Source organism: Pseudooceanicola sp. DL12 (assembly GCF_056270665.1).
The window spans coordinates 3923340-3937976 of sequence record NZ_CM149884.1 but is presented as its reverse complement, the minus strand read 5'-3'; the positions used below and the strand labels follow the sequence as shown (position 1 = coordinate 3937976).

General features: G+C 67.9%; 13 protein-coding genes. 3 read left to right on the top strand and 10 right to left on the bottom strand.

The window, feature by feature from the left end; translation table 11 throughout:
- Positions 1–183 precede the first annotated feature (183 nt).
- From AC0WR5_RS18490 to AC0WR5_RS18465, 6 genes are all read right to left on the bottom strand, one after another.
- The gene (locus tag AC0WR5_RS18490; RefSeq protein ID WP_475865274.1) at positions 184–1683 is read right to left on the bottom strand and encodes a lytic murein transglycosylase; all 1500 of its coding nucleotides are present in this window, start codon (positions 1681–1683) and stop codon (positions 184–186) included.
- 155 nt (positions 1684–1838) lie between these two features.
- Complete coding sequence (locus AC0WR5_RS18485) at positions 1839–2102, bottom strand: YjhX family toxin (RefSeq protein ID WP_475865273.1); 264 nt, start codon at positions 2100–2102, stop codon at positions 1839–1841.
- A gap of 247 nt (positions 2103–2349) precedes the next feature.
- Positions 2350–4647 (bottom strand): ribonuclease R, encoded by a 2298-nt coding sequence (gene rnr, locus AC0WR5_RS18480; RefSeq protein ID WP_475865272.1) that lies wholly within the window; start codon positions 4645–4647, stop codon positions 2350–2352.
- Between the two features lie 188 nt (positions 4648–4835).
- Positions 4836–5261, bottom strand: a complete 426-nt coding sequence (locus AC0WR5_RS18475; protein ID WP_475865271.1) for a GNAT family N-acetyltransferase — start codon at positions 5259–5261, stop codon at positions 4836–4838.
- Positions 5258–6421 (bottom strand): succinyl-diaminopimelate desuccinylase, encoded by a 1164-nt coding sequence (gene dapE, locus AC0WR5_RS18470; protein ID WP_475865270.1) that lies wholly within the window; start codon positions 6419–6421, stop codon positions 5258–5260. Before dapE ends, AC0WR5_RS18475 begins: the two co-directional genes overlap by 4 nt.
- A gap of 116 nt (positions 6422–6537) precedes the next feature.
- A complete protein-coding gene (locus AC0WR5_RS18465) occupies positions 6538–6936 on the bottom strand; it encodes a hypothetical protein (protein ID WP_475865269.1) in 399 nt (132 codons plus the stop codon).
- 166 nt (positions 6937–7102) lie between these two features.
- Between AC0WR5_RS18465 and AC0WR5_RS18460 the strand changes: the two genes are divergently transcribed.
- Positions 7103–8347, top strand: coding sequence for a T6SS phospholipase effector Tle1-like catalytic domain-containing protein (locus AC0WR5_RS18460; RefSeq protein ID WP_475865268.1), 1245 nt, complete (start codon positions 7103–7105; stop codon positions 8345–8347).
- Positions 8348–8352: 5 nt separating this feature from the next.
- On the opposite strand, the gene AC0WR5_RS18455 is transcribed toward AC0WR5_RS18460, so the two are convergent.
- The 3 genes from AC0WR5_RS18455 to dapD all read right to left on the bottom strand — a co-directional run bounded on the left by AC0WR5_RS18455 (position 8353) and on the right by dapD (position 10963).
- Entirely contained in the window at positions 8353–9498 is a 1146-nt protein-coding gene (locus AC0WR5_RS18455) for an ETX/MTX2 family pore-forming toxin (RefSeq protein WP_475865267.1), read from the bottom strand.
- 270 nt (positions 9499–9768) lie between these two features.
- Positions 9769–10014: a GlsB/YeaQ/YmgE family stress response membrane protein gene (locus AC0WR5_RS18450; protein WP_475865266.1), complete on the bottom strand. Its 246-nt coding sequence runs from the start codon at positions 10012–10014 to the stop codon at positions 9769–9771.
- 121 nt (positions 10015–10135) lie between these two features.
- Positions 10136–10963: a 2,3,4,5-tetrahydropyridine-2,6-dicarboxylate N-succinyltransferase gene (dapD, locus tag AC0WR5_RS18445; RefSeq protein WP_475865265.1), complete on the bottom strand. Its 828-nt coding sequence runs from the start codon at positions 10961–10963 to the stop codon at positions 10136–10138.
- A gap of 191 nt (positions 10964–11154) precedes the next feature.
- Between dapD and AC0WR5_RS18440 the strand changes: the two genes are divergently transcribed.
- Both AC0WR5_RS18440 and AC0WR5_RS18435 read left to right on the top strand, forming a co-directional pair.
- A complete protein-coding gene (locus tag AC0WR5_RS18440) occupies positions 11155–12000 on the top strand; it encodes an LOG family protein (protein ID WP_475865264.1) in 846 nt (281 codons plus the stop codon).
- Entirely contained in the window at positions 11997–13217 is a 1221-nt protein-coding gene (locus AC0WR5_RS18435; protein WP_475865263.1) for an MFS transporter, read from the top strand. Before AC0WR5_RS18440 ends, AC0WR5_RS18435 begins: the two co-directional genes overlap by 4 nt.
- A 25-nt stretch (positions 13218–13242) precedes the next feature.
- On the opposite strand, the gene AC0WR5_RS18430 is transcribed toward AC0WR5_RS18435, so the two are convergent.
- The gene (locus AC0WR5_RS18430; RefSeq protein WP_475865262.1) at positions 13243–14451 is read right to left on the bottom strand and encodes a Hint domain-containing protein; all 1209 of its coding nucleotides are present in this window, start codon (positions 14449–14451) and stop codon (positions 13243–13245) included.
- Between the last annotated feature and the right edge of the window lie 186 nt (positions 14452–14637).

Here is a 14637-nt window from a genome sequence, read left to right as displayed (position 1 = left end):
GCCCCCGGCGCTGCCGGAGGATTTCCCTGTCGCGGTCACGGCTTAACCTGTGCACGGATGGGCGCAAATGGCAAGCGCGGCGCCCTGTCCCGGCGCCGTCAGGGCGGGTTTTTGGCCCGCTTTTCGTCGTCGGGACGGCGGCGGCGGCCTGGCCTCCCCGGAACCGGGGAGGCTGCCCCGGGGTCATCTCAGGCGTTGCAGGAGGGCCGGCGTGGCATAGCCGTCGGGGATCATCCCCTGGCTGCGCTGATAGGCGCGGATCGCGGTCACGCTGTTGCTGCCGAGGATGCCGTCTGCGCCGCCGGTCGAGAATCCGCGCCGCGTCAGCAGCTCCTGAAGCTCGATCCGCTCGGCCTTTTTCAGCCCGCGCTCGCCCGTGGGCCAGGCGGTGTGCAGCGGCCCGTGGCCGGCGATCCGGTCGCCCAGCAGGCCCACGGCAAGGGCATAGCTGTCGGCGTTGTTGTAGCGCTTGATGACGTCGAAGTTCTTGAAGACCATGAAGGCCGGGCCCTGCGCCCCGGTCAGCAGCAGGATCCGTGCCGAGCCGTAATCGCGCATCTGGCCCTGGGTGGCCCGCACGCCCATCCGCGCCCAGTCGGAGGGCATCTTCTTGGTGGTGCCGACGAGGTTGTAATCGAAGCCGCGCGGCAGGGTTACCTCCATCCCCCAGGGCATGCCGTCGATCCAGCCGAATTTCGACAGGTAGGCCGCCGAGGAGGCCAGGGCATCGGTGGGATCGTCCGACCAGATGTCGCGCCGGCCGTCGCCGGTGAAATCCACCGCGTATTCCTCGTAGCTGGTGGGCATGAACTGGGTGTGGCCCATGGCCCCGGCCCAGCTGCCCACCATGCGCTCGGGGGTGGTGTCGCCGTGCTGCACCGTGCGCAGCAGCGAGACGAGCTGGGTCTCGTAGAACTCTCTCCGGCGGCCCTCGTAGGCAAGCGTCGCCATGGCCGAGATCAGCGGCGTGTTGCCGCGATAGCTACCATAATTGGTCTCCATGCCCCAGATGGCCGCAACATATTGTGGCTGCACGCCATAGTGACGCCCGATGGCATTGAAGGTGCTGCGGTATTCCGAGAACTTCTGCCGGCCATTGCTGACCCGCGTGTCCGAAACCGCGGAGGACATGTAATCGCCCAGGCCCTTGGTGAACTCGGCCTGGTTCTGATCCTTCTTGATGATCTCGGGCAGCAGCGTGGCATTCAGGAAGGCGCGGTCGAAGGTGGCGGGGGTGATGCCCTGGGCCAGGGCCCGGCCGCGGAAGCCCGCGAGCCAGTTCCTGAAGCCGGGATCGACGATCGCCACGGCGGGGGCCGCGGGGACCGGCGCGCTGGTCGCGCTGGTGATCAGCCCGCTGGGCCGGCGCACGGGGCGCAGGCTGAACGAGACGCTGGCGCGGCTCACCTCGTCCTCGGCGGCGCTCTCCACCGCGGCGGTTTCGGCCAGGTTCGGCGGCGGCGCCACCGGTTCGAGCGAGGCCAGCACGGTGATCGCATCCGCCGCGACATCGGCGGCGGAATAGCGCGCCGCGGTGGCGGGGGCGGCCTGTCGGATGCTGTCGGGCCGCGCATGGGGGCGCAGCGCGTGATCGGGGGCCGTGGCCAGGGCCGGGAACGCCGGCAGGGCCAGGGCAACGGCCATGGTGATCGCCTGTGGGGCTACCTGAGAGAAAACTCGCATGTCATAAGGGTTCCAGCTGCTCGATTTTTATATGTTTCGACCATGCTACCCCGGAATCACGAAAATCCAAAGCCTGCAGAAGGGGATGCCCCGGGATTGCCCGGAACCTGCCGCGCGAATGCGACAGGCTCCGGGCGTGGCGCCGGGGGCGGGGTCTACCCGGTACGGTTGTCGGGCTGGGCCCGGACGGCGCGCCGCCCGGCCTCGGAGATCCGGTAGGGCGCGGAGGCCTGCGACCGGATCAGCTGCCTGCGCCGCAGCCGGCCGACGACCTCGAGGGTGCAATCGCTCAGGATCGCGCCGTCATGGGTCACGCACCAGACCTCGGTCAGGCGCCCGTTGGGGCCCCGGGTAAAGCGGATGCAACCGCCCTGGGCCAGCACGTGCAGCACGCGCTGTTCCCGTTTCGAGATGTTCATGGGATTGAAACCTGTATCTGAACCAGAGACAGGGAGACCGGCGGAGGCATCCCCCGCAGTCGCCCGCTGTGTGTTCCGAGGTCTTCGGAACCTTCAGGTTCTGGTCACAAGCTCCAGCATCGACAATTCCCTCACGAGTCCATCGTCGAGCCCGCAGGATTGCGGGTCTGACTGCAATCTGGGGATGCGGCGCGCACCGGTCAATGGCCCGTGAGGGCGCGCGCGGCAACCGACGCTGCGTCAGGGATCAGCTGCGGGTGCGCTTGACCTTCTTGGCGGTCGCGGCCTTCTTCCGGCCGGCGCGCACCAGCTTGCGTTTCGACGGGCCGGAGCCCTTGCGCGGCTTGCCGCCCGATTTCGAACGCTTGTGATAGCGCGGGCCCTGCGGCACCTCGGCGTCTTCCAGCGCCAGCAGCTCCAGCGCGATGCCGCCCGTGACCGGCACGGCCTCGGCCAGCTTCACGGTCACATGCTGGCCGGGCTGGATCGTCATCCCGGTTTCCGAGCCCATCAGCGTCATGGCCTCGCGGTCGAAATGGAAATACTCGCGGCCCAGCGAGCGGATCGGGATCAGCCCGTCGGCGCCGGTCTCGTCCAGGCGCACGAAGGCGCCGAAACGTGCCACGCCGCTGATCCGCCCGGTCATCTCGCTGCCCACGCGTTCGCTGAGATAGGCGGCCAGGTAGCGGTCGGTGGTGTCGCGTTCGGCCATCATCGAGCGCCGCTCGGTCATCGAGATATGGGTGGCGGTTTCCTCCAGCCCCTCGATTTCGAGCGCCGTCAGCCCGTCATCGGGGCGCGCGCCGCCCCAGTGATGCGCCGAGATCAGCGCGCGGTGCACGATCAGGTCGGAATAGCGCCGGATCGGCGAGGTGAAATGCGCGTAATGCTGCAGCGCCAGGCCGAAGTGGCCGAAGTTCTGCGGGCTGTAATAGGCCTGGTTCATCGAGCGCAGGGTCGACATGTTGATCAGCTCGGCATGTTCGGTGCCGGCGGCATCGTTCAGCAGGCGGTTCAGATGCGCCGTCTTCAGCACCTGCCCCTTGGCCAGGTTGAAGCCCGCCGATTGCGCGGTTTCGCGCAGCGATTCGAGCTTGCTCTGCTCGGGCTCCTCGTGGACGCGGAAGAGCAGGGGAGAGTTCTTCTTGATCAGGGTCTCGGCGGCGGCGACATTGGCCAGCACCATGAATTCCTCGATCAGCTTGTGGGCATCGAGACGGTCGCGGAAGTTGACCGAGGCCACCTTGCCGTCCTCGCCCAGAACGATGCGGCGCTCGGGCAGGTCGAGATCGAGCGGCTGACGCTCGTGCCGCGCGGCGCGCAGCGCGTGATAGGCGCCGTAGAGCGGCTTGATCACCTCTTCCAGCAGCGGCCCGGTCTTGTCGTTGGGGGTGCCGTCATAGGCCTCCTGCACCTCGCCGTAATGCAGCGAGGCGGCCGAACGCATCAGCCCGCGGTGGAAGCTGTGGTCGATCTTGTGGCCCTGGGCACTGATCCGCATGCGCACCGCGATGCAGGCGCGCGGCACGCCCTCGTGCAGGCTGCAGAGATCGCCCGAGAGCCGGTCGGGCAGCATCGGCACGACACGGTCGGGGAAATAGCTGGAATTGCCGCGCTTGCGCGCCTCGCGGTCGAGCGCGGTGCCCGGCTTGACGTAATGGGCGACGTCCGCGATGGCGACCCAGATGATGAAGCCGCCCTCGTTCTTCGGGTCCTCGTCCAGCTCGACATAGCAGGCGTCGTCGTGGTCGCGGGCATCGGCGGGGTCGATGGTGACCAGGGGCATGTCACGCATGTCCTCGCGGCCCGAAAGGCCCGCGGGCTTCATCCGGTCGGCTTCCTCGATCACCTTGTCGGGGAAGGCGTCGGGAATGCCGTGCTGGTGAATGGCGATCAGGCTGACGGCGCGCGGCGCGCTGGGATCGCCCAGGCGCTCGACGATGCGGGCCTTGGGCAGGCCCATGCGGGATTTCGGCCCGGCCTGCTCGGCCTCGACCAGCTCGCCGTCCCTGGCGCCGTGGGTGGCGCCCATGGGCACGATCCACTCGCGGTCCTGGCCCTTGTCCACGGGCAGGATGCGCCCGCCCTCGGCCCCGGCGCGGAAAACGCCGAGAATGCGCACCGGGTTCGAGCCGATCTTGCGGATCAGCCGCGCCTCGTAGGCGTTCTCGTTGCCGATGCGCGACAGCTTGCCCAGGATACGGTCACCGGCACCCAGCGCCGGGTCGCTCTGGCGCAGCACCATGCGGATCACGGGCTCGGGGCCCTCGCCCTGCCACTCCAGCGGACGCGCCGTCAGGTCGCCGTCCTCGTCGGGGCCTGTCACCTGCAGCACCGAGACCGGCGGCAGGCTGTCTGCATCGCGATAGGTCTTCTTGCGCTTTTCCAGGTGGCCCTCGTCCTCGAGCTCCTTCAGCAGGCGCTTGAGGTCGATCCGGGCCGCGCCCTTGATGCCGAAGGCCTTGGCGATGTCGCGTTTGGCCGATTGGGTGGGATTCGCAGCGATCCAGTCGAGGATCTCCTGCTTGGAGGGGAGCTGTGCCATATCCGCGATGTATCACGGGCCGCCTGCGCCGTCATCGCGAAATCGGCAGCGTGGTTGCGCGTCACGGTCGCATGCCTCCGGCGGGGATATTTGGGGCCAGATGAGAGAGCCGGCGTGCTCCCCTGTCATCTGGCCGTAAATATCCCGGGGAAGGGGCCGAAGGCACCGGGGGCAGGGCCCCCGCCCGCTCAGATCTGCAATGCCATTTCCTGGTGGGGTACGCCCTCGTCGTCATAGACCGGGCCGGAAGGGACGAAGCCGAGACGCGCATAGAAGCCCGCCGCGCGCAGCTGGGCGCCCAGCAGGATGCGGTTTCGGCCCAGGGCCTGCAGGCGGGCGATGCCCTCCTGCACGATCGCCGCGCCGAGGCCGGTGCCGCGGGCCTCGCGCACCACGCAGATGCGCCCGATGCGGCCGGTCGCCACGTCCTCGAGGATCAGCCGCGCGGTGCCGAGCGCGACGCCGCCCTGGCTGGCCAGCAGGTGGATCGCGCCATCGTCCAGCGCGTCGTATTCCTCGGCCTCGGAAAATCCCTGTTCCTCGACGAAGACCTCGTGGCGGAGCGCGAAGCAGGTCGAGGGATCGGCGACCGCCTCGATGATCCAGTCGCTCACGCGAAGTAGTCCGCGAGCACCCGGGCATAGATCGCCTTGAGCTGGGTGATCTGTTCCACCGGTACGCATTCGTCGACCTGGTGCATGGTCTTGCCCACCAGGCCCAGTTCCACCACCGGGCAGATGTCCTTGACGAAGCGTGCATCCGAGGTGCCGCCCGAGGTGGACATCTCGGGTGTCACGCCGGTTTCGGCCTCGACCGCGCGGACGATCATGGCAGAGAAGTCGCCCGGCGGGGTCAGGAAACTCTCGCCGCTGATCTTCACCTCGGTCTCGATCACCACGTCGAACATCCGGCTGACGTCCTGTGCCTCGCGTTTCAGCCAGGTCGAGAGCTCGGCGCCGGTATGGGCATCGTTGAAGCGGATGTTCACCGCCGCGCGGCACTGGGCCGGGATCACGTTGGTGGCGGTATTGCCGGTGTCGAACTGCACCACGGCCAGCGTCGAGGCATCGAAATGGTCGGTGCCGGTGTCGAGCTCGGCGCTGGCCAGCCGGTCGATCAGCCGTGCCATGGCGGGCAGCGGATTTTTCGCGCGATGCGGATAGGCGGAATGCCCCTGCACCCCGGTCGCCGTGAACCAGGCCGTCATAGAGCCGCGCCGGCCGATCTTGATCATTTCGCCCATGGTGTCGGGGCAGGTGGGTTCGCCCACGATGCAGGCGCTCATGGTTTCGCCCTCTGCCGCCATCCAGTCGAGCAGGGCCACGGTGCCGTCGGTGGCATCGCCCTCCTCGTCGCCGGTCAGCGCCAGCACCAGCGCGCCCTCGGGCGGGGTGGTCCGGACGAAGTCGATGGCCGCCGCGACAAAGGCCGCCACGCCGGATTTCATGTCGGTGGCGCCACGGCCCCAGAGGATGCCGTCCTTCACCGCGCCGCCGAAGGGATCGACCGTCCAGGCCGCGGTATCGCCCACGGGCACCACATCGGTATGGCCGTTGAAGCCGAAGCTTTTCGCGGCGCCCTTTTCGCCCCAGCGGGCAAAGAGGTTGCTGATCCCGCCACGCTCGACGCGGGTGCAGGTGAAGCCCGCGGCGCTCAGCCGGTCCTCCAGCAGGGTGAGCGCGCCGCCTTCCTCGGGGGTCACCGAGGGGCAGCGGATCAGCTCTGCGGTCAGTTCGACGGGATCGACGGGCGCATGGGGGGCGGAGGCGGGCATGGGGAGACATCCTGCGGCAGAAGGTTTGCCGCATGGCTAGCCTGTTTCGCCGCCAGTGCAAAGGGGGGAGCCAAGGGGGCGCTGAAGGGGGCAGGCACGCCCGCGCCTGCGGTGGGTCAGTTGGGGCGGCGCTTCTCGGCCTCGGCGCGGCCCTCGGGGGCATCGAAGAAGGGCGTCATCTGCGCCACGATCACCGAGTTCTCGTCGAGCGCCCGGGCCATCAGGCCGCGCTCCTCGTCCGAGATGTCGTGGCCCTCGGCCAGGCGCTCGTCGAGGGTGCCGTAGCCCGAGACATCCAGCGGCGCCAGGTCGGCCTGCTTCAGGATCGCCACCGTCTCGCGCACGGCCTCGGCCTCGTCCACGCCGGAGGCATAGCACATCAGCGCCGCGCCGGTGCTGCCCTCGGGCAGGCCATCGCCGGATTTGCGGCCCACCTCGACCAGCAGGGTAAAGACCTGCTGACGCTTGGGCTTCTTTTCCTTTTTCACGGGCTTTTCCGGGCTGTCGGCGGACATCTGGCAATCCTTTCGGCTTTGCGCGGGGCTTCTCAGAATTGCGGCGCCAAGTAAAGCTTTCCTGCGTATTCCTGACGGGAAAATGCTGATAGCCTTCCCGTCAAAGGGGAATGGCCGCCGGAGAGCGGCGTTTCGGAAAATGGGTCGGAAAATGGGGGAGGGCCAGATGGCCAAGGACATCGTCATCCTGCTCGATGGCACGTCGAACCAGATCTCACGGAAACGCTCGAACGTGCTGCGGCTCTACGGCACGCTGGAGAAGGGACCGCACCAGGTGGTCTTCTACGATCCGGGCGTGGGCACATTCGGCACCGATGACCCATGGTCGCGGTTCCGCAGCTGGCGCAAGGAGAAGTGGGGCCAGGCCACGGGGGTCGGCCTCGACGAGAACGTGCTCGAGGCCTATCAGTTCCTCTGCACCCATTACGATCACGGCCGGAAGGGCGAGGACGGCACCCGCGACTGCGACCGCATCTGGCTCTTCGGGTTCAGCCGCGGGGCCTATTCGGCCCGCATGCTGGCGGGGTTCCTGCGGGCCTTCGGGCTGATCGCGCCGGAACAGATGAATCTGCTGAAATATGCCTGGCGCGCCTACAAGAGCATCGGCGAACCGGCCAGCGAGGGCGTCTGGGACGAGGGCGGCGAGGCCTTTGCGGAGATCCGCCTGCACGAGCGGGTGATGCAGCCGCTGAAGCCGCATATCCATTGCATGGCGATGTTCGATACCGTGGCCTCGGTGATCGAACCGGGGCGGCGCTGGTTCATGCCGCAGCTGCGCTCGCATGCCTTCACCAGCAACAATACCGCCGTGCGCCACCTGCGCCACGCGGTGTCGCTCGATGAACGGCGGCGGATGTTCCGGCCGCGGCTCTGGGGGCCCGAGCGCAAGTTCTGCCCCAACCTGTGGGACAGGCAGAGCGCCGTGGATCAGGACGTGCGCGAGGTCTGGTTTGCCGGGGTGCACGGGGATATCGGCGGCGGCTACCCGGAATCGGGCAGTGGCCTGGGCAAGCTGCCGCTCGACTGGATCATCGAGGAGACAAGGGCGCTGGGCCTGCGCTATCGCACCGCGACGGTGAACAAGCTGGTGAAGGGCGAGCGTGACGACGGCAAGCACGTGGCACCGGATCCGCTGGCCGCGATGCATGTCTCGCTGAAGGGGGCCTGGTGGGTGCTGGAATACCTGCCGAGCCGCAAGGTGAGGGGGCGCGAGTTCTGCGGCATCAACTTTCCGCTCGGCGCGCCGAGGGTGGTGCCCGAGGGGGCCGAGATCTCGCCCCATGTCTGGACGCGCCATGATGCCGACGAGAGCTATCGCCCGCCGAACCTGCCGCCCCGTCCCGCTGCTGCGCCTTCTGCCGCGCCTGCTGCGGGACCGGTGCCGGAAGAGACGCGCTCCACCGGCACCTGAGGGGCCTATTCGGCGGGCTCTGCCTGCCGCTCGATGAGCAGGTCCGCCGGGTCGGCATCCTGCCAGTCGAGGTCCTCCATGGCCGGCGCCGCGCCTGCAAGGCCGCCGGTCGCCGTGCCGCCCGCGATGGCTGTCCCGGCGTCGACCTCGGCCCATTGCATCTTCATGTCGTGCGATTGCAGGCCGGAATAGCTGCCGGCGGTATAGAGCAGAACCGGCTCGGACAGCCCCTCGAAACGCCCGAGCAGGTAGGCGCCATAGGGGATGGACAGGGTGCTGTCGGTCCACAGCAGCCGCCCGACGATCCGCTTGCCCGGAGGGGTGACCACGGGCAGCGTGACCGAGACGGCCTCGGTGGTGCTGCTGCCATCGCTCCAGGTCATGTCGGTCGAGACGCTGGTGCTGAGCGACACCTTTCCTTCTGCCACGAAGGGCACGCCGGCCTTGCCCGAGACAGTGCCGGTGATCGAGATCCCGAGCTTGAAGGTGAAGGAATGGGTGATGGTCTTTGAATAGGTCAGCGTCATGCTCGACTGCTGCCGGACCGAGGTCTCGTTGTCCGCCGTCTGAGAGGCTGCGTACTTCGGCGTGCCTGTCATCTGGAAATGGCCCGGCTTCAGGTCGTAGTCGAGCGCAAGCACGTCCTCCGAGGCGAACTTGCCGGTTTTGCTGAGCGGTGTCAGCAGCTTGTCGGTTATTTTGCTGTCGAAGAGCGTTGCGCCATGGCCGCCCCCGGGGTGTTCCACCACGAGGCGGCCGTCATCGCAGATCCGGGCCTGCGCCGGCGCATCCTGGGCCCCCGGCGCCTTGTAGCTGCGCGCCGACCAGACGGGATGGCCGCCCTGGGCATAGATGACGAAGTTCCTGTCGTCCTGCATCACCGCTTCGTAGACGCCAAGGGGCGGGTTTTCCTTGTCGTCCCGCTTGGCATTTATGATCCAGGACCAAAGGTGGGTGTTGGTCTGATCGAAATCGAGATCCGCGGCCTTCTTGGTGCCGCAGGCCATCACGCCGTTCATGAAGGCCCCCCGGTAGACGACGAAATTGCCGTCTGATTGCATTGTCGCGTAGAACCCGCCGTTGGGAGAGACGAGGAATTCGCCGACCTGCAGCTTTTCGTTCTCTCTCAGAACATCTTCCCCATGTGCCATGTTCACCTCCTGTTGCCGTGTGGATGGGCCCGGATCCCCTCCGGTTCTCTGCCGGGGGGCGGGCTGGCAGAGGCCTGACCGCAGAGTCTTTGCGAAATGTTAGAAAACGGTACTTTTCAGGCGGGAATGCAATCTAAGGTTTATTTTTGTGCTGGAGTTGCGCTGGGTTTGAACGGGCCGCGTGCTGCCCCGGCGCGAAGGAAAACGCCCGCGGCACGGGGCCACGGGCGTCTGTCTCTTGTCTGCTGTCGGCCCTCGGGCCCTGGGGGGCTACCGGAACAATCGGCTCAGCGCGATCAGCAGGCAGGCGCCGAGGATGCCCACGGCGAGCTGTCCGAAGGTGCCGATCAGCGTGCTGCCCACGATGGCCACGGCGATGAAATTGCCCAGGACGGCGCCCAGGATGCCGATGATGATGTTCAGGATCAGGCCGTTGTTCGCCTTCATGATCATCCCGGCGATCCAGCCGGCGAATCCGCCGACGATGATGGCTCCAAGCCAGCTCAACCCGATCATGTCTCTCTTCCTTTCCGGATACGGCCCTGTCGCGGGCCCTGTTTGAAAGGTTAACAGAAAAGGGGCGCGACAGGTTCCATCCCCGTCGCGCCCCCGGCATTCTGTCGGTCGCTGTGGCGGATCAGTCGCGCAGCAGCTCGTTCACGCCGGTCTTGGAGCGGGTGCGCTCGTCCACGCGCTTCACGATGACCGCGCAGTAGAGGTTCACGCCGTTCTTCGAGGGCATGGTGCCCGCGACGACCACGGAGTAGGGCGGCACTTCGCCGTAGGACACCGTGCCGGTCTCGCGGTCGACGATCTTGGTCGACTGGCCCAGGAAGACGCCCATGCCCAGCACCGAGCCCTCGCGGACGATCACGCCCTCGGCCACCTCGGAACGGGCACCGATGAAGCAGTTGTCCTCGATGATGACGGGGCCGGCCTGCAGGGGCTCGAGCACGCCGCCGATGCCGGCGCCGCCCGAGATGTGGCAGTTCTTGCCGATCTGCGCGCAGGAGCCGACGGTGGCCCAGGTATCGACCATGGTGCCGCTGTCGACATAGGCGCCCAGGTTCACGAACGACGGCATCAGCACCGCACCGGGCGCGATATAGGCGCTCTTGCGGACAACGCAGTTCGGCACGGCGCGGAAGCCCGCGGCCTTCCACTGCTCGTCGCCCCAGCCCTTGAACTTGCTGTCGACCTTGTCCCACCAGCCGGCGCCCTGCGGGCCGCCTTCGTGCTGTTCCATGTCCTTGATGCGGAAGCCCAGCAGAACGGCCTTCTTGGCCCACTGGTTGACCGTCCAGTTGCCATCCGCGCCCTTCTCGGCCACGCGCAGTTCGCCACTGTCCAGCGCGTTAAGCGTGGCCTCGATGGCGTCGCGGGTTTCACCGGTGGTGGCGGGGGTGATCGTGTCGCGCGCCTCCCAGGCGGCTTCGATGGCGGTTTCCAGTGCGGCGTTCGACATATGGGTCTCCTGAAATGGGGTCCTGACGGCAGGGTCTCTGGCCCTATAAAGCCTGTCGTGCCCTGCTGCAATCATGCCCGGCCGGGCCCGGCGGGGGGGCCGGACTGTCCGGCGCGCGACAGCCGGGTGCAAATCGCATGGCACCACCCTCCGCCGCGCGCTATCAAGGGCGCAAGCTCAAAGGACATTTCATGACAAGAGACACGCGCCATTCCGCCTTTCGCGACGCCCAGTCCGACATAGAGAGCACCCATCGCCTGCCCGATACGCCGCAGACGCGCTCGCCTTCCTACCGGCTCTCCTTCGTCGACGATGACTTCATGGGCCGCGACGAGCTGCGCCCGGTGCGGCTGCAGCTCGAGCTGCTGAAGCCGCAGCTGATGCTGGACGAGGCCGGGATCGAGAGCACGGTGGTGATCTTCGGCGGCGCGCGCATCCCCGAGCCCGGGCACGAGGAGCAGGCCAGCGGCATGGCGCACCTGGCGCATTTCTACACCGAGGCGCGCCATTTCGCCCGCATGGTGACCGAGAAGTCGCTGGCGCTGGGCGGCAATCAGTTCGTGGTCACCACGGGCGGGGGCCCCGGGGTGATGGAGGCCGGCAACCGCGGCGCCGCCGATGCCGGCGGGCGTTCGGTGGGCCTGTCGATCGTTCTGCCGCACGAGCAGGTGCCCAACCGCTATGTCACGCCCGAGCTCACCTTCAACTTCCACTACTTCGCCATCCGCAAGATGCATTTCCTCATGCGGGCCAAGGCGATCGTGGTCTTTCCCGGCGGCTTCGGCACCCTCGACGAGACCTTCGAGGCGATCACTCTGATCCAGACCGGCCGGATGGACCAGGTGCCGATCCTGCTCTTCGGGCGGGCCTTCTGGGAAAGCGTCATCAACTTCGACGCCCTGGTCGCCGCCGGCACGATCTCCGAGGAGGACCTGAAGCTCTTCCGCTTTGTCGAGACCGCCGCCGACGCGATGGAGGCGATGGAGAACTGGCCCGCGGCCGGTACGCGGCGGGGCAAGATCCCGGGGCGCAAGTGAGCACCCCGGCCGACATCCACGCGGCGCCGCAGTCCGAGCTGAAATCCTGGGCGCAGATCGTCGTGCTGTTTCTCACCGGCCTCGGCGGCGCGGCGCAGTTCGGCAAGATCTCCCTGCTGTTCCCGGCCTGGGCCGCGGCCTATCCGCAGGCCGGCGCCTCGCTCGGCTTCCTGCTCTCGGTGATCTCGCTCATGGGCGTGGTGCTGGGGCTGGTCGCGGGCATGATGGTGGCGCGGGTGGGCTTTCGTCGCATGCTGATCGCGGCGCTGATCCTGGGCGCCGGGCTCTCGGTGCTGGAATCGCTGCTGCCGCCGCTGCCCGTCATGCTCGGCCTGCGCGGGATCGAGGGGCTGTCGCACCTGGCTATCGTGGTGGCCGCGCCGACGCTGATGGCCGAGATCGCCAGCGACCGCTCGCGCCCCGTCGCCATGACCCTCTGGTCCACCTACTTCGGCATGGCCTTTGCCATCTACGCCCAGATCGGGCCGCCGCTGCTGGCCGCGGGCGGGCTGCCGCTGGTGCTGCTCAGCCACGCGGGCTACCTCGTGGTGATGGCGGCGCTGCTGCTGGCCCTGCTGCCCGACGACCGCCGGCTGCCGCATTTCGCCAGCGCGCGCGAGGGCGCCATGCCCGGCCTGCGCCTGATCCTGCGACAGCACCGCGCGGCCTATGCCTCGCCCTTCATCGCCGCGCCGGGCCTCGGCTTCTTCTGCTATGCGCTGACCTTCGTGGCGGTGCTCACCGTGATCCCGCCCTACCTGCCCGAGGAGAGCCGCGAGGCGTTGCTGACGCTGCTGCCGGTGGCGGGGATCCTGTCGTCGCTGGTGCTGGCCAGCCTGCTGCTGCGCTTCATCCCGGCGGTCTACGTGGTGGTCACGGGCTTTGCCTGCGGGCTGGTGGCGGCCGTCATCATGGCGGTCTTCCCGGGGGGCGCCTGGCCGCCGGTGCTGTTGCTGCTCTCGCTCGGGCTGGTGCAGGGGGGCAGCTTTGCCTCGGTGCCGCAGGTCAACCGCCTGCCGGGCGACCGGGCGCTGTCGAACGGCGTGCTGGCGCAGATGGGCAACCTTGGCAACCTTCTGGGCACGCCGGTGCTGCTGGCGATGACCGGGGCGATGGGGGGCACCGGCCTGGTGATCTTCGTGCTGGTGGCCTATGGCGCCGGCATTGCCATCCACCTGACCACGGCGCGGATGCGCGCGCGGCTGGGCCCGCAGTAAGGGGCCGCAGCAGGGCGCGCGCCGCTCAGGCGGCGGCGCTGTCGCGGCCCGCCTTGGTGCTGTTCTTGCCCGTGGGCTTGCTCGTGGCCTTGCTCGTGGCCTTGCCCGTCGGCTGTCCGCCGGCCGCCGCGGCGAAATCTTCCAGCAGCGGCTTGTCGTTGCGGGCGTGACGCTCGGCCAGCTTGCGGCCGACGCTGCCCTTGATCAGCATTCGTGCGGGGGCGAGCGGGTCGAGCCCGTTCATCAGCTCGGGAAAAAGCGCGGTGATCTCGGCCAGCTGCGCCGCGGGCATCATCTTGCGCGCCATCGGGCCGGGCAGCAGGGTTTCCACCGGCGCGCCCTCGGCCAGGATCACCTCGTGCTCTTCGCAGAGCAGGTGATAGTAATCCACCGCCGCACCCTCGTGGTCAACCGTGATGCCGGGCACGCCCACCAGGTGCTTGGCCGCCACCAGCGCCTCCGGGGCGTCACACATGCGTTCCACGATCCGCGACCGCACCAGCAGCCGGTGCTGGGGCGAAACCAGCAGGTCGCGCCGCGGCAAGCCGCCGCCAAGCGCTCCGGCCGCGATGCGGATCGGCACCAGCTTGGGGTTCGCCGAGAGCTGGCGCGGGGTCAGCACGCGGTGCCCGATCCAGCGGATGCCGGCGGTGCCTCCGCTGGCGGTCAGCACATGGTCGCCCTCTTCCAGCGCCTCGATCGGGCGGGGCCCGTCGGGGGTGTCGATCAGCGTGCCGGCGTTGATGCAGATCGTGTCGAGCTGCATGCTCTGATAGTCGCGGTTGCTGTGATTCACATAGGTCAGGTGGGTGCCGGGGGGCGGTGTCTCGCCATCGAAGGTATAGCCGATCACATGCGGCTGGCCGTCCACCCGCGCCGAGACGGCGACCATCGTGTAGATATGGCCCTGGTCATCGACCACCTGCACCTCGAACTCGTCCTCGAGGACGGTGCCGGGGGAATAGGTGGTGCCGTTGATCGTCAGGCTCTGGTCCAGGCGGGTCAGCGTGTTGTCGTCCGACATCGTGCCGTCGGTGGTGTTGGTCAGGTCGATCGTCGAGCTGCCGGTGTAGGTAAAGCTGGCGTTGTGGCCGGTCCATTCGGTGTAATCCTGCCAGGACTGCCCTGTCAGCGATCCGGCATTGCCATAGAGGACATATTCCTGGCTGCCGGAATCCACGTTGTGGAACTGGAAATCCTGTCCGTCGATCAGGGTCAGGGAATAGGAGGTCATCGCGCGCGCCGCATCCATCGTTGCCGGGGATCAATCGGCCATGAATGCGCTGTGAAGATGAACGCCATCTTTAATGCGGGCCATCTTGGCCCTTGCGGAGCGGGGGCGGGCAGGGGGCGGGCGTCCCGGACGGCCATGAAAAAGGGCGCCGCATCGCGGGATGCGGCGCCCTCCGGTGCGTGACAC